Annotated in this window: 18 protein-coding genes; 13 read left to right on the forward strand and 5 right to left on the reverse strand. The window is 69.5% G+C overall.

The features are described from left to right. Positions 1–268 precede the first annotated feature (268 nt). From DKM19_RS19960 to DKM19_RS19980, 5 genes are all read left to right on the forward strand, one after another. Positions 269–2,140, forward strand: coding sequence for a DUF305 domain-containing protein (locus DKM19_RS19960; RefSeq protein ID WP_110697288.1), 1,872 nt, complete (start codon positions 269–271; stop codon positions 2,138–2,140). A 115-nt stretch (positions 2,141–2,255) separates the two neighbouring features. Beyond that, the gene (locus DKM19_RS19965) at positions 2,256–2,885 is read left to right on the forward strand and encodes a transporter (RefSeq protein ID WP_110697290.1); all 630 of its coding nucleotides are present in this window, start codon (positions 2,256–2,258) and stop codon (positions 2,883–2,885) included. Next, positions 2,882–3,184 carry a transcriptional regulator gene (locus DKM19_RS19970; protein ID WP_089209182.1) on the forward strand — a complete coding sequence of 101 codons (303 nt, stop codon included), beginning with the start codon at positions 2,882–2,884 and terminating at the stop codon, positions 3,182–3,184. Before DKM19_RS19965 ends, DKM19_RS19970 begins: the two co-directional genes overlap by 4 nt. A 25-nt stretch (positions 3,185–3,209) precedes the next feature. Beyond that, complete coding sequence (locus tag DKM19_RS19975; RefSeq protein ID WP_110697292.1) at positions 3,210–4,112, forward strand: ABC transporter ATP-binding protein; 903 nt, start codon at positions 3,210–3,212, stop codon at positions 4,110–4,112. A gap of 32 nt (positions 4,113–4,144) precedes the next feature. Then, positions 4,145–4,885: an ABC transporter permease gene (locus tag DKM19_RS19980; protein ID WP_110697294.1), complete on the forward strand. Its 741-nt coding sequence runs from the start codon at positions 4,145–4,147 to the stop codon at positions 4,883–4,885. Between the two features lie 220 nt (positions 4,886–5,105). On the opposite strand, the gene DKM19_RS19985 is transcribed toward DKM19_RS19980, so the two are convergent. Next, positions 5,106–5,576 (reverse strand): helix-turn-helix domain-containing protein, encoded by a 471-nt coding sequence (locus tag DKM19_RS19985; protein WP_110697295.1) that lies wholly within the window; start codon positions 5,574–5,576, stop codon positions 5,106–5,108. Between the two features lie 174 nt (positions 5,577–5,750). Between DKM19_RS19985 and DKM19_RS19990 the strand changes: the two genes are divergently transcribed. Continuing rightward, on the forward strand, positions 5,751–6,971 hold the full coding sequence (locus DKM19_RS19990) for an MFS transporter (protein WP_204358885.1): 1,221 nt from the start codon (positions 5,751–5,753) through the stop codon (positions 6,969–6,971). Positions 6,972–7,049: 78 nt separating this feature from the next. Here DKM19_RS19990 and DKM19_RS19995 read toward each other — a convergent pair whose 3' ends face one another. Then, positions 7,050–7,502: a hypothetical protein gene (locus DKM19_RS19995; RefSeq protein ID WP_110697297.1), complete on the reverse strand. Its 453-nt coding sequence runs from the start codon at positions 7,500–7,502 to the stop codon at positions 7,050–7,052. An 86-nt stretch (positions 7,503–7,588) separates the two neighbouring features. On the opposite strand from DKM19_RS19995, the gene DKM19_RS20000 reads away from it, so the two are divergent. From DKM19_RS20000 to DKM19_RS20030, 7 genes are all read left to right on the forward strand, one after another. Further along, complete coding sequence (locus DKM19_RS20000; RefSeq protein WP_110697299.1) at positions 7,589–8,275, forward strand: response regulator transcription factor; 687 nt, start codon at positions 7,589–7,591, stop codon at positions 8,273–8,275. Beyond that, positions 8,272–9,546 (forward strand): HAMP domain-containing sensor histidine kinase, encoded by a 1,275-nt coding sequence (locus DKM19_RS20005; RefSeq protein WP_110697301.1) that lies wholly within the window; start codon positions 8,272–8,274, stop codon positions 9,544–9,546. The genes DKM19_RS20000 and DKM19_RS20005 overlap by 4 nt, the downstream gene beginning before the upstream one ends. 57 nt (positions 9,547–9,603) lie before the next feature. Next, on the forward strand, positions 9,604–9,993 hold the full coding sequence (locus DKM19_RS20010) for a PepSY domain-containing protein (protein WP_110697303.1): 390 nt from the start codon (positions 9,604–9,606) through the stop codon (positions 9,991–9,993). Positions 9,994–10,333: 340 nt separating this feature from the next. Further along, positions 10,334–11,179 (forward strand): GNAT family N-acetyltransferase, encoded by an 846-nt coding sequence (locus DKM19_RS20015; RefSeq protein WP_110697305.1) that lies wholly within the window; start codon positions 10,334–10,336, stop codon positions 11,177–11,179. A gap of 131 nt (positions 11,180–11,310) precedes the next feature. Then, positions 11,311–13,611 (forward strand): phosphoketolase, encoded by a 2,301-nt coding sequence (locus DKM19_RS20020; protein WP_110697307.1) that lies wholly within the window; start codon positions 11,311–11,313, stop codon positions 13,609–13,611. A 222-nt stretch (positions 13,612–13,833) separates the two neighbouring features. Continuing rightward, positions 13,834–14,787 (forward strand): LLM class F420-dependent oxidoreductase, encoded by a 954-nt coding sequence (locus DKM19_RS20025; RefSeq protein ID WP_110697309.1) that lies wholly within the window; start codon positions 13,834–13,836, stop codon positions 14,785–14,787. Between the two features lie 80 nt (positions 14,788–14,867). Beyond that, positions 14,868–15,341 carry a hemerythrin domain-containing protein gene (locus DKM19_RS20030; protein WP_110697311.1) on the forward strand — a complete coding sequence of 158 codons (474 nt, stop codon included), beginning with the start codon at positions 14,868–14,870 and terminating at the stop codon, positions 15,339–15,341. A gap of 167 nt (positions 15,342–15,508) precedes the next feature. Here DKM19_RS20030 and DKM19_RS20035 read toward each other — a convergent pair whose 3' ends face one another. The 3 genes from DKM19_RS20035 to DKM19_RS20045 form a co-directional block, all read right to left on the reverse strand. Further along, complete coding sequence (locus DKM19_RS20035) at positions 15,509–15,796, reverse strand: Fe-S cluster assembly protein HesB (protein ID WP_110697313.1); 288 nt, start codon at positions 15,794–15,796, stop codon at positions 15,509–15,511. A 168-nt stretch (positions 15,797–15,964) separates the two neighbouring features. After that, positions 15,965–17,341 carry an FAD-dependent oxidoreductase gene (locus DKM19_RS20040; RefSeq protein ID WP_110697315.1) on the reverse strand — a complete coding sequence of 459 codons (1,377 nt, stop codon included), beginning with the start codon at positions 17,339–17,341 and terminating at the stop codon, positions 15,965–15,967. Between the two features lie 256 nt (positions 17,342–17,597). Continuing rightward, positions 17,598–18,140 (reverse strand): TetR family transcriptional regulator, encoded by a 543-nt coding sequence (locus tag DKM19_RS20045; RefSeq protein ID WP_204358886.1) that lies wholly within the window; start codon positions 18,138–18,140, stop codon positions 17,598–17,600. Between the last annotated feature and the right edge of the window lie 328 nt (positions 18,141–18,468).

Raw genomic sequence — 18,468 nt, forward strand, 5'->3', positions numbered from 1 at the left:
GCATGAGCAGGCACGCCATGGCCCTCGATCAGGGCAAATGCCCGCCGTCATCAAATCGTCGTCAAGATCGCGTTCCCGGCGCCAAAATCCGGTCTGATCCTCCCCGGAGGCCTGCCGGACCATTACACGATTCGGGGATGTGAAAGCCCCGCGGCAGGTGTGGACTTGCTGGAACCGTCCGCCGGCCAGAGCCGATTCCGAGTCCGGTTTTCAGGGTCCGGGGGAGTGGGCCGCGGACGGCGCGTCTTCTGGGACGGGGGGATTTCGGATGACGAACACCTCGCGAAGGCTGTGCGCTCTCGGTACGGCGGCGCTCTGCGTCTTCGGCGCGATCGGATGCCAGGCCCAGCCCCAGGCGGGGCCGCGGGCCGCGTCGCAACACGAGCACGGGGCCCACCCGGACGCGAGGTCGGCGTTCGCGCGGGAGATGGCCCGGAGCATGGAGGCGATGAACAGGAGCATGACGGCCGCGCCCATGACGGGCGACCCCGATCATGACTTCTCCGCCATGATGATCCCGCACCACCGGGGCGCGGTTGACATGGCCAGAGCCTTCCTGGCGTACGGCGGCGACGATCCCGTCCTGCGAAGGCTGGCTCAGGAGATCATCGTTACGCAGCGGCAGGAGATGGACGTGATGCGCCGCCGGTCGGCCGCGTCGCGACCGGGCGCGGCGAGCGCACCACAGCCGGGTACGGCGAGCGCACCGCAGCCGAGCACGGCGCGGCAGGAACCGAGCGCACCGGCGCGTGAACAACGGCAGCCGCCGGCTCGGATACCGGTTTCCGCCCAGGACCGGGTCTACACCGCCGACCAGACCTCGAACACCGTGTCCGTGATCAACCCCGTCTCCAACAAGCTGCTGGGCGTCATCCGCCTCGGCGACACGGTGCCCGGCGCGCTCAGCCCGCTGTACAGGGGCCAGTTGCTGGTGCACGGCATGGGCTTCTCGCCGGACCACCGGACGCTGTCGGTCGTCTCCATCGGCTCAAACTCGGTCACCCTGATCGATACGGCGACCAACAAGGTCAAAGGCGTCGTCTACATCGGGCGCTCACCGCACGAGGCGTTCTTCACGCCCGACGGCAAGGAGATCTGGGCGACGGTGCGCGGCGAGAACTACGTCTCGGTGATCGATCCGGTGGCAATGAGGGAGATCCGTCGTGTGCCGACCGCCAACGGGCCGGGCATGGTGCTGTTCCGCCCCGACGGGCGCTACGCCTTCGTGCCCTCCAGCTTCACCCCCGAAGTGGACGTGGTGGACACTCGGAGCCACAGGGTCGTGGCCCGCGTCCCCCAGGCGAGCCCGTTCTCGCCGAACCTGGCGGTGAGCCGGGACGGAACGGAGGTCTGGTTCACCCTCAAGGACTCGGGGAAAACGCAGGTGATGACGGGCCGGCCGCCCTTCCGCATCCTTGCCACGCTCGACACCGGCCCCATTTCCAACCACGTCACGGTCGTGGACAACGCCAACGGCAGGTTCGCCTACGTGACGGTGGGCGGGGAGAACACGGTGAAGGTCTATCGCCGGGGTGAGCGGCCGGAGCAGGTCGCCGCCATCCCCACCGGAGACCTGCCGCACGGCATCTGGGGATCGGGGGACGGCACGCGGGTCTACGTCGGGCTGGAGAACCAGGACGCGGTCATGGCGATCGACACGCTCACCAACACGGTCCTCACGAAGGCTCCCATTCCCATCGGCCAGCAGCCGCAGGCCCTCGTCTACGTTCCCCGGGCCGTTCCGTCCGGCGACGGCACCTCCAACCTGGAGCCGCTCGGCGAGGCCGGCAGCGCCGGGCACCTTTTCCTGACCGCGCCGGGAGGCGGTGAGAACCCGGCGCACGCTACGGTCTCCGTGAACTCGATGGGCCCGACGGACACCGTGCAGATCGCGGCGTCCGGCCTGCAACCGGGAAAGCTGTACACGCTCTGGCTGGTGACCTCCCGGACCGCCCCGTTCGGGCGGAAGGAAGAGCTCGCCACCTTCAAGACGAACCTTGCCGGGGCGCAGGTCGCGCAGGCGATCGGCCCGTTGCGGGAGGTGCTGACCCCCGCGAGCGCGAACCGGGATCGGCAGCGGTTCCTGCTGCTCACCCCGGCCGGCAGTGAGACGCCGGTCCTCACCCAGAGAACCCCCTGACGGCTCACCCCGGACATTTCGCGGAAAACCGGCAATCTCCCTTGAGTTTGCACCACAGCGTGGTTTACGCTTCAAACCAAGAGTTTGAAGCGCAAACTAGTTTGAGGGTGGGCTCATGGACCGGCTTGAGGACGACGAGAGGCCTCTGAGTCCGGAGGAGACGCTCCGGCTGATCGAGGGGCAGCAGGCCAGGACGAGCGTGCGGCTCGGCGGCGACCCGCTGATGATCTACACCTCGTGGGGAGTCGCCTGGCTGGCCGGGTTCGGCGCCCTGTTCGTGCACTACGCCTACGGTTCCATCACCCAGAACATGGCGCTGGCGGTGCTGTTCCCCCTCATGATCCTGGCCATGGCGATCAGCTCCTTCGCGCAGCGGAAGGGGGCGGCCGGCCAGGTGCGGGGCGAGGCCTCGGTGCGGGGCACGATGTACGGCTTCGCCTGGGCGTTCGGCTTCGCCTGCATGGGCGCGCTCGGCAGCCGGCTCAGCCTTCTGCTGCCGCCGGACGAGAGCGGCCTGCTCTGGGGAGTGATGTCCATGACGATCGTGGCCGTCCTCTACATGGCCGGAGGCGCGATCTGGCGGAGGCCGATGATGTTCTTCCTCGGCGCGGGAGTCGCGGTGCTCAACGTGATCGGCGCGGTGGGAGGCCCCGGCCTCCACGCCCTGCTCATGTCCGTCGGCGCGGGCGGCGGGTTCGTCGTCGTCGGCGTGGTGCAGTGGTGGCGGCAGCGGGACAGGGCATGACCGCGCCGCGCGACCTCGACCCGGTCATCCACGCGCAGGCCCGCCTGCGGGTGATGACCACGCTCAACGCCCTGGGCGAGGAGAACCAGATCACCTTCCCCGGGCTGAAGGACCTGCTCGGAATGACCGCGGGAAACCTGTCGGTGCACCTCACCAAGCTTGAGGAGGCCGGCTACGTGGAAATCGTCAAGACCCACCGGGTGCGCACCCCGGTGACCTACGTCGCCCTGACCCGTCAGGGGCGCCGTGCCTTCGAGGACTACACCGCCGCCATCCGCGAACTACTCGACCTGACGTAGAAGAAAACGTAGAAGAGGACCCCCCATGGCAGAGATCCTGGCTCGCACCATCGAGGTCACCCGGAAATACAGCGCGGTGACGGCACTGGACCGGGTCTCCATCGACATCCACGCCGGAGAGCTGGTCGGACTGCTCGGGCCGAACGGCGCGGGCAAGTCCACCCTGGTCAACCTGTTCGCCGGGCTGCGGCGGCCGACGTCGGGCACCGTCGAGCTGCTCGGCGGCTCACCCCTGGACCCGGTCCGGCGCCGCGGCATCGGAGTCACCCCGCAGGAGACCGGCCTGCCGCCGACGCTCCGGGTCGGCGAGTGCGTCGACTTCGTGGCGGCGCACTTCCCCGCCGCCGTCGATCGGGGAGCGTTGCTGGGGCGGTTCGGCCTCGACGACCTCGTACGGCGGCAGATCGGCGGGCTGTCCGGCGGGCAGAAGCGACGCCTGGCGGTGGCGCTGGCCTTCGTCGGCGACCCCCGGCTGGTCTTCCTCGACGAGCCCACCACCGGTCTCGACGTCGGGGCCCGCCGCGCGCTCTGGGACGGGATCCGGCAGTTCCACGCCGAAGGCGGGACCGTGGTCATCACCAGCCACTATCTGGAGGAGATCGAGGCGCTGGCCGAGCGGGTCGTGGTGATCGGCGAAGGCCGGGTGCTCACCGACGGCACCATGGATGAGATCCGTGGTCTGGTCGGCATCCGCCGCGTCACCCTGACCAGCGCGGAGCTTCCCGATCTGCCCGGCGTCCTCGGCGTCGAGCGCGACGGCTCCCGTACGCACCTGCTCACCACCGACGCCGACGCCCTGGTCCGCGAGCTGGTCCTGGCCGATGTCCCCTTCTCCGACCTGGAGATCCGGCCCACCTCCCTCGAAGAGGCCTTCCTCACCATCACCACCCGCGAAACCGTCACCGCCCGCGAATCCCAGACGGCCTGACCCACCGGCCCGTCCATCGATAGGAGCCTGCGATGTCCCTTGTTCTCACCCATGCCCGGTACCAGTTCCTGGAGACGGTCCGCGTTCCGATCGCGGTGATCGGGAGCGCGATCTTCCCCGCGATGTCGATGCTGTTCTTCGTGGTGCCGTTCACCGGAAACGACCCGGTCGCGGCGACCTACGCCACCGGAGCGATGATGGTCTTCGCGGTCATGTCGGCCTGCCTGTTCACCTACGGCATCGGGGTGGCGGAGGACCGGGCCCAGCCGTGGGACCCCTACCTGCGCACGCTGCCGGCCGGCCCGCTGGCCAGGTTCGCCGGTCGGATCCTCAGCGTCATCGCGATCATGGCGATCGCGATCGTTCCCGTGCTGCTCATCGCGGCCTTCCTCACCGAGGCGACGGTGACCCCGGCACAGCTGCTGCTCGGCCTGGCCGCCGTGCTGCTGGGATCGATCCCGTTCACCCTGATCGGCCTGTTCATCGGGTACGCGCTGCCGTCCAAGGCCGCGGTTGTCGTCGCCCAGGTGGTGTTCTTCCCGATGGCCGTGGGCGCCGGGCTGCTCACCGGCCCTCCGGCGGGCGCCCCGGAGTTCATCCAGATCATCGCCCCCTACCTGCCGGCCCGGGGAGCGGTCGAGCTGGTCTGGGTGGCGAGTACGGACTTCGCCCCCAACGTGCTCTCCCTGGTGATGCTGGGCGTGTGGGTCGTGGTCTTCGCCGCTCTCGCCGTCTGGGCCTACCGCCGTGACGAGGGCCGCCGCTTCTCCTGAGGGAGGTCCGCGAAGAGGACCGGCGGAAGAGGTCGTCGTGGCGGGAGCCCCCGCCACACGATGTCAACGCCCGTATCTGATCTACATCGTAAAGGCGCCGGGCGGGTTCTCCTCGGGAAGGCCGCGTCGGACCGGAGCCACCGCCGGCGGGGTGACGGCGAAAATCAGTCACGCGAGGGCTGAAGCGGGAAAACGGGGACGGTCGAGGGCCGTGGCGCTGTCAGGTGGCCGCGGCCGTGGCCACGACCGAGGTCGAGGTGATCGCGATGTCGCGGGTGTCGAGGCGGCGTCCGTGGGCGTCGACGAAGGCGAGGCTGACACCCTCGTTCGTCTCGCGGTCGACGATCCGCATCGCCGGACCTGTCGGGGCGGGGTTGTAGGTGTCGCCCCACTGGATGAGCGCCGCCACCACCAGGCGCAGTCCCTCACCGCTCTCGGTGAGGTGGTAGCTGAAGCGCTCGCGACGCCCGGGCTCGCGATAGGGCCGCTTCTCCAGGATCCCGGCGTCGACAAGAGTGACCAGGCGCGCGGTGAGGATGTCGCTGGGCGCGCCGATGTGGTCCCGGAACTCCGAGAAACGGGTCTGGCCGCGCAACGCGTTCCGCACGATGAGAAGTGACCACTTTTCGCCGATGACGTCGAGGGTCCTCGCGACCTGACAGGTCGGAGCCGTGCCGTCCGTGATGCGCATCCCCACAGGGTACGACTTTCTCGAACTCTCAACGCGCCGCCCGGTCGGCGGGCGCCGTCTCCGGGGGGCTCCGGGGAAGAGGCCCACCGGCTGGTCGAACTCGCCTCATCGAGGATCCGCAACACAGATTTTTTAAGTTGGATAATCCAACCTAGGGCCGTATGGTTGGCTCCCATGACGAACACCTTCCGCCTCGGCCGGGGCGGCACCTTCTGGTCGGCGGCGGCCGTGCTCATGCTCTGCCTGTGGTCGAGCGGGGCGCCGAGCGTCCTCTATCCGCTGTACGCGGCGCAGTGGCATCTGCCCCAGGTCGTCATAACGTCCGTGTTCGGCGCCTACCCCCTCGCGCTGCTGGTCGTCCTGTTGTTCTTCGGCGGGCTGTCCGACGGCATCGGCCGTCGCCGCGCCATGCTGCTCGGCATCGTTTTCATCGGCCTGTCATCGGTCGTGTTCGCGCTCGCCCCGAACGTCGGATTCCTGTTCGCCGGCCGGGTGATGCAGGGCATCGGAACCGGCATCGCCCTCGGAGCGGCGAGTGCGGCCCTGGTGGAGAACAACACCTCGGGCAACGCCCGCCTCCCCAGCTCGCTCGCCACCATCTCGACCTCGGCCGGACTTGCCCTGGCGGTCTTTCTGTCCGGTCTTCTCGCACAACTGGCACCGCTGCCGCTTGTGCTCAGCTTCGCCGTCCTGTTCCTGCTCAGCGCCGCCGCCTACGCGCTCACCTGGATGACGCCGGATGACGCCGGCGCCGGCCGTCCGCGCTGGAAGCCGCAGGGGCTTCACCTGCCCGGTGGAATCCTGCGCGTGTTCATCGTGTCGACGCTGTCGGTCTCGGTCGCCTACTCCTGCGGGGCGATTTTCCTCTCGCTCGGTGCCCAGATGGCACGGCAGCTGACCGGCACGACGAACCTTCTTGTCATCGGCGCGGTCCTCTCGACGTCGGCGGTCAGTATCGGCGTCACGGCCCTGTTCCTCAGTCGCGTCCACGCGCACCTGGCGGTCGTGGTCGGCGGCATCGTGTCGATGGTCGCCCTGGCGCTGATGGCGGTGGCGGCGACGACCGGCTCCCTGGCGGTGCTGCTTCTCTGGTGTGTCGTCGGAGGCATCGGCTACTCGTTCGCCTTCACCGGAGGACTGTCGCTCATCAACCGTACGGCGCCGGCGCCCCACCGAGGCGCGACCCTTTCACTGCTGTACCTCTTCGCCTACCTGTTGCAGGCGGCGACCGCCATCGGCGCCGGTCAGCTGGCGACCAGCCTCGGCCTCGACCGTGCCATGGAACTGGCTGCCCCGCTGGTCGGGCTCCTGTGCGTCGCCGCGATCGTGCTCGCGGTGGTCGACCTCCTCGCACGACGTCGCATCGCGCGGGAAGCGGCACCGGTTCTCGCCTGACCTCGGAGCGAGGCCGGGCGGTAACGCGGGGGGAAGCGGGGACCGGCGGGTGGCGTCGACTTCTCGGGGCCCTGGTCGCTAGGACTCCACCAAGTGGACCGGAAGGCCGTCGGCCCCGCAGCGGACCTCGACCTTGAGCTCGGACCGGCCGGACTCGAACTCCACCTCGGCCTGACGTGCGGGACCCGGCTCGACGTCGTCGACGGAGTAACCCTGGGCGGGACTCCAGGAGCGTAGGCGGACCAGCCCGTCCCGGCAGACCGCGACCACGGTGCCGCCGCCGGTGCTGAGCACCTTCGTGTGAGCGGCCGGGCCCGGGGAGTCGGCCGAGGACGGCAGGGGTGGACGGGGAGAGGCGGCGGCCAACTCGGCGCGGACCTCCTCCGGCGTCAGGGCGTGGCCGCCCGCGCCGGTCAGCGACCCACCCAGCACGTTCAGCACGGTGACTCCCGCCGCGGTCGCGACGAGGGCCGTGGCCAGCCAGCCGGCCACGACCAGCAGCAGCCGCCGGCTCACCCGGCTCACCGCCATGCTTTCTCCCCTCCGGAGTTATGGCTGATTAAGACAGCGTCAATCCTGCCATCGATGTCTTCATTTACCGTTTACGGTGTCATCGCATGGCGGAAATTCTGCTCATCGAAGACGACGTGACGATCCGCACCGCTCTCACGCGAGGTCTGCGCGAGCTCGGCCACGTCGTCTCCTCCTCTCCCACCGCCTTCGACGGTCTGCGCCTGGCCGTGCGTGACCGGCCGGATCTGGTCGTGCTCGACCTGGGGCTGCCCGACCTCGACGGGGCCGAACTGCTGCCCATGCTCAGGGCCGTGAGCAGGGTGCCGGTGATCGTCGCGACCGCTCGCGACGGAGATGCCGAGATGGTCCCCATCCTCAACTCGGGGGCCGACGACTACGTGGTCAAGCCGTTCAGCGCGGCACAGCTCGACGCCCGTGTCCGGGCGGTCCTGCGCCGCATGGGCGACGACGACCGTTCTCCCGACACGTCGGTCACGGTCGCTGGGCTGCGGCTGGATCCCCGCTCCCGTGACGCGGTCCTGGACGGTGTTCCGCTCGAACTCACGCCTCGCGAGTTCGACCTCCTGTACTTTCTCGCGACCCGCACGGGAGAGGTGGTGACCAAGAGGGAGCTGATGACCGAGGTCTGGCAGGTGCCCTACGGCGGAGCCGACAAAACCGTGGACGTGCACCTGTCGTGGTTGCGGCGAAAGCTCGGCGAGACCGCCCAGAACCCCCGCTACCTGCTCACCGTACGCGGGGTCGGTGTCAAGCTGGTCGAGCCCACGTGAGGCGCTGGCTGGCGCTGGTGATGGCGGCCACCACCTCGCTGGTGCTGATCGCGCTTCTCGTGCCGATGGCGTTGCTGATCGGCACCGTCGCCGAGAACGGAGCCGTCGACCGCGCGACCGACGCGGCGGAGTCGGTCGCGGCGGCGGTGAGCACCCTGACGCCCGAGGAGCTGGCGCTCACGGTCGAGCAGGTCACGGTGTCGGGAGGTTATCCCCTGACGGTCTTCCTGCCCGGGGGCAGGATGCTCGGACGGGCGGTCCCCCGGTCGGACGCGGTCCGCCTGGCGGCACTGGGGCGCAGTGTCACGGCGCGGGTGCCCGGCGGCAACGAGGTCCTCGTCTCGGTGCAGAGCCCGTCGCTGGGCGCGGTGGTGGTCCGGGTGTTCGTGAGTGAGGCCGATCTCAACCGGGGAGTGCGGGAGGCGTGGATCGGGCTGCTGGTCCTCGGGCTGGCGCTGACCGTGCTCGGTATCGTCCTGGCGGACAGGCTGGCCAGGACCGTGACGACGTCGATCGCCGCGCTGGCCGAGGTCTCGCACCGCCTGGCGGGCGGAGAACTGGCCGCCCGGGCCTCGCCGGAGGGGCCGCCGGAGGTCCGGTCGGTGGCGCTGGCACTCAACCATCTCGCCGGGCGGATCGATGATCTGCTGGCCGCCGAACGCGAGTCGGTCGTCGACCTCTCGCATCGCCTGCGCACACCGCTCACCGGCCTGCGGCTGAACGCCGAGGCCCTGACCGACTCCGACGAGGCGAAGCAGATCGGAGCCCGGGTGGACGATCTGGAGCGGGCCGTGACCTCGATCATCAACACCGCCAGACAGCGTTCACCCGTGCGGGAGTCGTGTGACGCCACCTCGGTGGTGGCCGGACGCGTACGGTTCTGGTCGGTCCTGGCCGAGGACCAGGATCGGGTGATGAGCCTCGACCTCCCCACGGGCTCTCTGCCGGTCGCCGTGGCCTCGAACGAGCTGGCCGCGTGTGTCGACGCGCTGTTCGGCAACGTCTTCGCGCACACTCCCGAGGGGGTGCCGTTCGGTGTGCGGCTCACCTCCGGCGCCGGGGGCGGCGCGAGCCTGGTCGTGACCGACGCGGGACCCGGTTTCGGGGCCGAACGGCTGGGGCGGGGCAGCAGCGGCGGCGACTCCACCGGGCTGGGGCTGGACATCGCCCGCCGTACCGCGGAGTCGTCCGGCGGCTCGCTGAGCGTGGGCACGGCTCCGGGCGGCGGGGCCGCCGTCGAGGTGACCTTCGGCCCTCCCGCGTCGCCTTAACCATCGCTTAGGGTTCTCGCAGCGTGGCTCTATCGTGCCGGGCCACACGATCAAGGCATGAGAAACACAATGAGACTCACCGCGGCCACCGCCGGACTGCTCACCGTCGTCGCCGGCGGCGGCGCCGCCTTCGCCGCGAACGCGACGCCCTCTCCCGCAGGGGGGACGACCACCTCCGCTCCGCGGACTCCCGAGCCCGGCGAGGCCGCGGCGAAGGTCAACCGGGAGGCGGCCATCAAGATCGCTCAGGACAAGGTGCCCGGCGCCCAGCTGGCCGAGGCCGAGTTCGACGGCGACGAGACCCCCGCCACCTGGGAGATCGAGCTCCGCAAGGATGCCGTCGAGCACGAATTCGAGATCGACGCCACCACCGGCGCGATCCTGGAGCAGGAGAGCGAGACCGATACCGATACCGGCGACGACGCCGACGGTCAGGACGACGACTGAGCGGTTCCGATCGCCGAGAGCCGACGGCACTCCACCCGGGCGTGCCGTCGCCTCGCGGCTGATCCGTGACATGTCCGGGGCCGCCTGGCCGGGGAGAGCCGGGCGTCGATCGCGAAGTGGCGGCGTCAGGTGGCGCCGCCACTCGCATGCTCGCGACCCGCGCCCCCCTGCCGCCCAGGGAGCCCGCCGCGCTCCCTGGGCACGCCGTCGGTGGCAGGCTCAAGCTGGATGATTTTTTGATAGAAATACGGCCAAAAATACGGTCATATCATCACTTTGGCGTTGTTTGTGCACTATAGGTAGCACCAGACGCGTACCCCGCCTGGCTGAAGGATGGCCCGTGACCGCACGCATTTCGCCCGCCCTCGCCGAACAGTCGGAGGCCGAGGCCCTGTACGACTTCGAGACCGGCGCTCCGGAGCACATTCGAGCCGCCCTGGGCATGGAGGCGCTCCGAGCAGGGGGCGGGGTCGTGTTGTCGATGCGCAACGACCCCAGCCGGTTCTGGAGCAAGGTGCTGGGGCTCGGCTTCGAGGAGCCGATCACCGCGGAGCTGATCAGGGAGGTCTGCGACTTCTACCGGTCGCAGGAGACGCCGGTGGCCGTCCTCCAGCTAGCGCCCTCCGTGCTGCCCGAGGACTGGGCCGACATCTGCGCGGAGATGAACATCTCGGCGGGTTCGCCCTGGGTCAAACTCGCCTGTGACACGGAGGCGGCCGTCGCCCGGAGCGAGGAGCGGACGGAGCCGGAGACGGAGCTGCGGGTCGGTCCCGTGGAGGCGGAACAGGCTTTGGAATGGGCGTCGGTCATGATGCGTGGCTTCGGGATGCCGGAGGGGGACATGGCGGAGATGGTGGCCTCGTCCGTCGGCCGGCCGGGCTGGTACCCGCACGCCGTCTGGGACGGCGACGACCTGGTCGCGACCGCCACCATGCACGTCCGCGAGGGCGCCGCCCAGTTCTTCGGCGCGACCACCCTGCCGCACGCGCGCCGTCTCGGCGGCCAGTCGGCGCTCCTGGCCGCACGCGCCCGGGCGGCCCATGCCGCCGGTTGCCGCCGGCTGGTCGCGGAGACCGGCACGGAGGCCCCCGGCACCCGCAACTCCTCGCTCCACAACATGCTGCGGATCGGCTTCGAAGTCCTGTACGAACGCCAGAACTGGGTCTGGGAGCCCGTCGGCCGCTGAGGCCGTACGTCTTCAGGGGAAGCCCCTCTTCGAGAAACGGTTCCTCCCGCGAATGGGCTCGCGTCACATGACGTGACCGCGTTTCCGGCGGGGTGAGGTTTGAACTCCTCAGCGGAGGAACTGTCGGGGGTATGGACGCACTCGCGCACATCGACGCCTACTGGCGGGCGGCCAACTACCTGTCGGTCGGCCAGATCTACCTGCTGGACAATCCGCTGCTGACGGAGCCGCTGCAGCCCGAGCACATCAAGCCCCGGCTGCTGGGGCACTGGGGGACCACGCCGGGGCTGAACTTCTGCTTCGCGCACCTCAACCGGATCATCGCCGACCGGGACCAGGACATGATCTACGTTGCCGGTCCCGGGCACGGTGGTCCGGCGGCCGTCGCGCACGCCTGGCTGGAAGGGTCCTATACCGAGAAATATCCGGACATCTCCCGTGATGCCGAGGGGATGCGGCGGCTGTTCCGGCAGTTCTCCTTCCCCGGCGGCATCCCCAGCCACGTCGCGCCGGAGACGCCCGGTTCCATCCACGAGGGCGGTGAGCTCGGCTACTCCCTGGCCCACGCCTACGGCGCCGCCTTCGACAACCCGCACCTGGTCGTGGCCTGCGTGATCGGCGACGGCGAGGCCGAGACCGGGCCGCTCGCGGCGAGCTGGCATTCGGGCAAGTTCCGCGACCCCGCCCGTGACGGCGCCGTCCTGCCGATCCTGCACCTGAACGGCTACAAGATCGCCAACCCGACCGTCCTGGCCCGCATCCCGGAGGAAGAGCTGACCAAGCTCATGCAGGGGTACGGCTTCCGCCCCCACGTCGTGGCGGGGGACGATCCGGAGGCCGTGCACCAGATCATGGCCGAGACGCTGGACACGGTGTTCGACGAGATCGCCGAGGGCGGCCGCCCACCCATGATCATCCTGCGTACGCCGAAGGGCTGGACGGGACCGAAGGAGGTGGACGGCCTGCCGGTGGAGGGCACCTGGCGCTCCCATCAGGTGCCGCTCGCCGCGGTCCGCGACAACGCCGATCACCGGGCGATGCTGGAACGGTGGATGCGCTCCTACCGGCCCGCGGAGCTCTTCGACGCCGAGGGGCGGCCCATCGCCGAGATCCTCCGGACGGTGCCCGAAGGACCACGCCGGATGAGCGCCAGCCCGCACGCCAACGGCGGCGAGCTGCTGCGCCCGCTGGCCCTGCCCGACTTCCGTGACCACGCCGTCGAGGTCAAGGCTCCCGCTTCGGCCTCCAGCGAGCCGACCCGGGTGCTCGGCCGTTTCCTGCGCGACGTCATCGCCGCGAACCCGGACAACTTCCGGCTGATGGGACCCGACGAGACCGCCTCCAACCGGCTGCAGGCGGTCTTCGAGGTCACCGGCCGGGCGTGGAACGCCGAGACGCTGCCCACCGACGAGCACCTGGCTCCGGGCGGGCGGGTGATGGAGGTGCTGAGCGAGCACCTGTGCCAGGGCTGGCTGGAGGGCTACCTGCTCACCGGGCGCCACGGACTGTTCAACTGCTACGAGGCCTTCATCCACATCGTGGACGCCATGTTCAACCAGCACGCCAAATGGCTGGAGTCCTCGAAGAGGATTGCCTGGCGGCGGCCGGTGGCCTCGCTCAACTACCTGCTCTCCTCCCACGTGTGGCGCCAGGACCACAACGGCTTCAGCCACCAGGATCCCGGCTTCCTGGACGTGGTGATGAACAAGAAGGCGTCCGTGGTGCGGGTCTACCTGCCGCCGGACGCCAACACGCTGCTCTCGACGGCGGACCACTGCCTGCGCTCGCGCGACTACGTCAATGTGATCGTGGCCGGCAAGCAACCGGTGCTCGACCTGTTCACCATGGACGAGGCCGTCGCACACTGCACCCGGGGCCTCGGCATCCTGGAGTGGGCGTCCACCGACGCCGGCTCGGACCCGGACGTGGTGCTGGCCTGCGCGGGTGACGTGCCCACCCTGGAGACCCTGGCCGCGGCGGCCATCCTCCGCGAGCACCTGCCCGAGCTGAAGGTCCGGGTGGTCAACGTGGTCGACCTGATGCGGCTGCAGCAGCCCTCCGAACACCCGCACGGCCTGGCCGACGCCGAGTTCGACGCCCTGTTCACCGCCGACCGGCCGGTCATCTTCGACTTCCACGGCTACCCCTGGCTGATCCACAGGCTGGTCTACCGCCGCGCCGGCCATCACAACTTCCACGTGCGCGGCTACAAGGAGGAGGGCACCACGACGACGCCCTTCGACATGGCCATGCTCAACGACATCGACCGCTTCCACCTGGTGACGGACGTCATCGACAGGGTCCCCGAGCTGGGCACCGGGGCCGCGCACCTGCGCCAGCACATGGTCGACGAGCGCCTGCGCGCCCGCGCCCACACCCGCGAGTACGGGGAGGACCCGGCCGAGATCCGCGACTGGGCCTGGCCGTACTGAGATCCGTGACCCCGTACCGCTCCCGCACGGCGACCCTCGCACCCCGAATGACCTGACACCGGGTCGCGAAGGGGGCTCCGGCCGGTCTTGTCACGGAGCCGTTCGGCTTCCCCGGCGAGGTCATCGCCGGGCCGAAACGATCTCAGCCGGGGCCGCTCGTTTGACCTTCGTGGAAGGGGTAAGGGAGACGTCGATGCAGCTCACGTCGCTGAGGAGGCGAAAATGACCGCTTTCGGATATTTCCTGTCGAGCGAGGAGCACAACCCCAGGGAGCTCGTCCGGCAGGCCAAACTCGCCGAACAAGCGGGATTCGAAGCGCTGTGGATATCCGACCACTTCCATCCGTGGCTGGACGTCCAGGGTCAGAGCTCGTTCGTCTGGTCGGTGATCGGGGCGATCGCCGAGGCGACCTCGCTGCCCATCACCACCGCGGTCACCTGCCCGCTGGTCCGCACCCACCCGGCGATCATCGCGCAGGCCGCCGCCACCAGCGCGGTCCTGTCCCAGGGCCGGTTCCGGCTGGGCGTCGGCACCGGCGAGGCGCTCAACGAGCACATCATCGACTCGCACTGGCCCCCGGCCGCCGAGCGGCTGGAGATGCTCGAGGAGGCGGTCGAGCTCATGCGGGATCTGTGGAGCGGGAAGCTGGTGACCCACCGCGGCACCCACTACAGGCTCGACACCGCCCGGCTGTACACGCTTCCCGACGAGCCCCCACCCGTCTACATGTCCGCCTTCGGGGAGAAGTCGGTGCAGCTGGCCGGGCGGATCGCCGACGGCTACATCTCCACCCGGCCGAGCGCCGAGATGGTGGAGGGGTTCCGCAAGGCCGGAGGCGCGGGCAAGACCACCCAGGGCGGGATGAAGGTCTGCTACGCCGCCGACGAGGCCACGGCCCGCAAGACCGTGCACCGGCTCTGGCCGACCCAGGGTCTCAAGGGCGAGGCGTCGCAGCTGCTGCCGCTGCCCCGGCACTTCGAGGAGCTCGCCGAGACGGTGACCGAGGAGGAGGCAAGCCAGGGCTCGCCCTGCGGCCCCGACCCCGAGGTGCACGCCGCGAAGATCAGGGAATACGTGGACGCGGGCTTCGACGAGGTCTACATCAGCCAGATCGGCCAGGAGCAGGACGCCTTCTTCGACTTCTACGCCAGGGAGGTCCTGCCCCGGGTGCGCTGACCACCCGCCTCGACACCCCCGAACCGGAAAACCCAGAACCGAAAACCCCGGGCTTGAATCCCCGAGACGAAAGGAACATCGTGGACGCGATCGTGCTCCTGAAGGACGACCACAAGACCGTCGAGAAGCTGTTCAAGGAGTTCGAGAAGGCCGGAGAGCAGGCGTACAAGAAGAAGCAGGAACTCGTCGGTCAGATGATCAAGGAGCTCACCACCCACGCCTACATCGAGGAGGAGATCTTCTACCCGGCCGCCCGCGAGAGCGTGCCCGCGACCTCCTCGCATGTCCTGGAGAGCGTGGAGGAGCATCACGTGGTGGTCTGGATGCTCTCCGAGCTGAGGGGGATGGACCCCAAGGACGAGCGGTTCGACGCCAAGGTCACGGTGCTGATGGAGAACGTCCGCCACCACGTCAAGGAGGAGGAAGAGGAGTGGTTCCCGCAGGTGCGGGAGGCCATGGGGCGCAAGAGTCTCCAGGAGATCGGCGAGCGGATGGAGAAGGCGAAGTCCGAGGCGCCGCAGGACCCGCTCGCGCTGAGCAGCGCCGACAAGTAGCCGGATCGCTGAGCGGCTGTGCCTGAGGGGCTATCCGGCTGCATGGCTGTGCGGCCGGCTCGGAAGGCAAACGGCTGCCCACCGGAAGGCAACGGATAGGGCGGCAGCCCCGCGGCCCCGGTCCCCGAGAGGGGACCGGGGCCGCGTGCCGGGTCTCCCCGGAATGGTCAGTGGGACTGCTCGGTGACGAGAAACGCGACGCCGCCCCCCTCGTCGACGTCGGCGTCCAGCGACTTGTCGTCGAGCATCTCGACGACCTGGGGGTCGAGGAAGAGCCGTGCTCCCTCCGACTCCACCACCTTGTCGGTCGACTCGGGGTGTTCCACGATCGAGAGTACGAGCGACCCGGTACCGTCGCTTTCGGATGAGATGCGGACTCCGGTGTCGGGGGAATCCATCGCCTGGGCGCTGAGATCCCTGATTACCTGGGCTGCGGTGTCCGTCAATGTGAGCATTGTCACTCCTTGTCGGTATCGGGACTTGGATTCTTCGCCCTTGCCCGCTCTCATCCGACCCAACCATGCCGTCCCGGCTTTTTCCTCGACGACCATGATCGCCCGCCGCCGAGGCCGCCCTGGACACCGCCGCGGACGCCGCGTCGGGGGAACGGCATCGCAGGCGGGTCAGTCCTCCCGGTTGAGCTGGTCGACGCGCTTGGCCGCCTTGCGCGCGGCGATCAGGACGGGATCCCACACGGGTGCGAACGGGGGAGCGTACGACAGGTCGAGCCCCGTCATGTCCTCCACGGTCATCTCGTGCCAGATGGCGACGGCCAGGGCGTCGATGCGCTTGGCCGCGCCCTCCTGGCCGACGATCTGGGCGCCCAGCAGGCGACCGGTCCTGCGGTCGGCGATCATCTTGATCTTGATCTGGCGGGCGCCGGGGTAGTAGCCGGCGCGCGTGGTGGACTCCACGATCTCCTCGGCCGTCTCGAACCCGGCCTCGGCCGCCCCTGCCGTCGTCAGGCCGGTGCGCGCCACCTCGTACTCGCAGATCTTGGAGACGGCGGTCCCGATGACTCCGGGAAAGGTGGCGTACCCGCCGCCGATGTTGATGCCCGCGGCGCGCCCCTGCTTGTTGGCGTGGGTGCCGAGCGCGATCGCGACCGGCCGCTGGGAGACCAGGTGGAAGGTCTCGACGCAGTCACCGGCCGCCCAGACGCCCTCGACCGTGGTGCGCATCCTTCGGTCGGTCCGGATCCCGGAGGTCTCGCCGACCGGGATGCCGGACGCCTCGGCCAGCGCGCTGTTCGGACGGGTGCCGAGACCGAGGACGACAAGATCCGCCGGCAGGGTCCGGTTCTCGGTGAGGGCGGCGGTGACCCGCCCGCCGGACTCGGCGAAGCCCTCGAGGCGCTCGCCCAGAAACACCTCGACCCCCAGGCCGCGCAGGGCGTCGGCGACCAGGGCGCCCATGTCCGGGTCGAGCATGCTCATCGGCTGCTCGGCGGCGTCGATGAGCGACACCTTCAGGCCTCGCCGTATCAGCGCCTCCGCCATCTCCAGGCCGATGTAGCCGGCGCCGACCACCACCGCCCTGCTCGGCTTCTTCTCCAGGGCGCGCAGCAGCGCGATGCCGTCGTCCAGGGTCTGCACGCCGTACACGCCCTCGGCGTCCGCGCCGGGCAGGTCGGGGCGGCTGGGCACGGCGCCGGTGGCGACCACCAGCTGGTCGAACGGCTCCCAGTACGGGTCGCCGCCCTGATGGTCGCGCACGGACACCGCGCGGCGACCGAGGTCGATCTCGACGACCTCGCTGTCCAGCCGCAGGTCGATGGCCAGCTCGTCGCGGAAGACCTCGGGCCGGCGGGTGATCAGGTCCTTGACGTCGGTCACCTCCCCGCCCACCAGGTAGGGGATCCCGCAGGCGGAGTAGGAGGCGTGCCCGCCCTTCTCGAAGGCGACGATCCTCAGATCGTCGGGGCCGCGCCTGTCTCGCGCCTGGGAGGCCGCGCTCATCCCCGCGGCGTCGCCGCCGATCACCACCAGTCGTTCCGCCATCGTCCCCTCATCCCCGTAGATCGCCGATCGTACGGCCTTCCTCCCCGGAGCGCCCTCAAACGGGACCTAAGCGGTCGGCTCCGAAGGTCCTTCGGGGGTCGGCTCCGAAGCCGTTGTCGCGAGGAGCGATCGGTCGGATTTCAAGAATGGCGAGGTAGAGGGCGAAACCCCAGGCGCTGGTGGGTTCGGCTCCCACTTTCGCAGAGGTCTTGGAACCCGCTTGCTCGCGGCGCTAGTGGTCGCGGGCGGAGCGGCATCAGCTTTCGGGCCGCGCCTGCTCCGGTGGGACGGTCGCGGAGAGGACGTGCAGATCGTCAAAAGCTTGGAGGAGATGTGCGTCCAAGCTCTGTGAGGGGTCGTCGATCCAGGCGGTGGCGGCGTGGTGGAAGGTGGCCCAGCCGGTCTGTGCGGCCAGGCTGGCCAGTCGGTCGGGGACATCGCGCTGACGTAGCGCCTCCGCTATGGCTTCGGTGAGGGCTGCGGCCTTGGCCAGGTCACGTTCTCGGAGGGCTGGGGTCTTGGCGATGACCGCTAGCCGTGGCTCGGAGAACGGGCGGTTGTCCTCAAGGATTCGTCCGGCTTTCCGGAAGGCGCACAGCAGGATGCCGAGTGGCTGCAGGCCATCGGGGGCGTCGGCGACCTCCTGCATCAGCGCGGCACGCAGGTCGGCTTCGCCGCCGAAGAGCACCTCGCGCTTGTCCGGGAAGTGCCGGAAGAACGTGCGCTCGTTGACGCCTGCCCGTGCGGCGATCTCAGCCGTGGTGGTCTGATCGAACCCGCGCTCCCGGTACAGCTCCAAAGCCGCCTGTTGAAGGCGGCGGCGCGCTTCTACTCCACTTCGTGGCACCCCTCGAAGATACCGCACACGCCAGTGGCTGACACCACTTGACGCCAGCGACTGGCGCTACTTAAAGTCAGTGACTGGCGCTACTTAGCGCCAGTCACTGTCGTTACGTGGGAGGTTTTCGTCGCCGGCGGCAGTGACCCCGAAGCTTTCGGTCCCAACGCCGTCGAGGCGATCAAGGTCTCCGTTCCGCCTCGCAGGCCCTGGCAGGACGCGCATGCGACACGTCGCTGCGCTGCTGCCCTCGAATGCGGGCCATTCCCGCCTCACCCGCACCGGACCC

Origin of the sequence: Streptosporangium sp. 'caverna' (genome assembly GCF_003203775.1) — a bacterium.
GTDB lineage: Bacteria > Actinomycetota > Actinomycetes > Streptosporangiales > Streptosporangiaceae > Streptosporangium > Streptosporangium subroseum.

Excerpts from the sequence above, each read along its gene's own strand:
- DKM19_RS19960 (WP_110697288.1), top strand. The coding sequence starts at position 269 with ATGACGAACACCTCGCGAAGGCTGTGCGCTCTCGGTACGGCGGCGCTC.
- DKM19_RS19965 (WP_110697290.1), top strand. The coding sequence starts at position 2,256 with ATGGACCGGCTTGAGGACGACGAGAGGCCTCTGAGTCCGGAGGAGACG.
- DKM19_RS19970 (WP_089209182.1), top strand. The coding sequence starts at position 2,882 with ATGACCGCGCCGCGCGACCTCGACCCGGTCATCCACGCGCAGGCCCGC.
- DKM19_RS19975 (WP_110697292.1), top strand. The coding sequence starts at position 3,210 with ATGGCAGAGATCCTGGCTCGCACCATCGAGGTCACCCGGAAATACAGC.
- DKM19_RS19980 (WP_110697294.1), top strand. The coding sequence starts at position 4,145 with ATGTCCCTTGTTCTCACCCATGCCCGGTACCAGTTCCTGGAGACGGTC.
- DKM19_RS19985 (WP_110697295.1), bottom strand. The coding sequence starts at position 5,576 with ATGCGCATCACGGACGGCACGGCTCCGACCTGTCAGGTCGCGAGGACC.
- DKM19_RS19990 (WP_204358885.1), top strand. The coding sequence starts at position 5,751 with ATGACGAACACCTTCCGCCTCGGCCGGGGCGGCACCTTCTGGTCGGCG.
- DKM19_RS19995 (WP_110697297.1), bottom strand. The coding sequence starts at position 7,502 with ATGGCGGTGAGCCGGGTGAGCCGGCGGCTGCTGCTGGTCGTGGCCGGC.
- DKM19_RS20000 (WP_110697299.1), top strand. The coding sequence starts at position 7,589 with ATGGCGGAAATTCTGCTCATCGAAGACGACGTGACGATCCGCACCGCT.
- DKM19_RS20010 (WP_110697303.1), top strand. The coding sequence starts at position 9,604 with ATGAGAAACACAATGAGACTCACCGCGGCCACCGCCGGACTGCTCACC.
- DKM19_RS20020 (WP_110697307.1), top strand. The coding sequence starts at position 11,311 with ATGGACGCACTCGCGCACATCGACGCCTACTGGCGGGCGGCCAACTAC.
- DKM19_RS20025 (WP_110697309.1), top strand. The coding sequence starts at position 13,834 with ATGACCGCTTTCGGATATTTCCTGTCGAGCGAGGAGCACAACCCCAGG.
- DKM19_RS20035 (WP_110697313.1), bottom strand. The coding sequence starts at position 15,796 with ATGCTCACATTGACGGACACCGCAGCCCAGGTAATCAGGGATCTCAGC.
- DKM19_RS20040 (WP_110697315.1), bottom strand. The coding sequence starts at position 17,341 with ATGGCGGAACGACTGGTGGTGATCGGCGGCGACGCCGCGGGGATGAGC.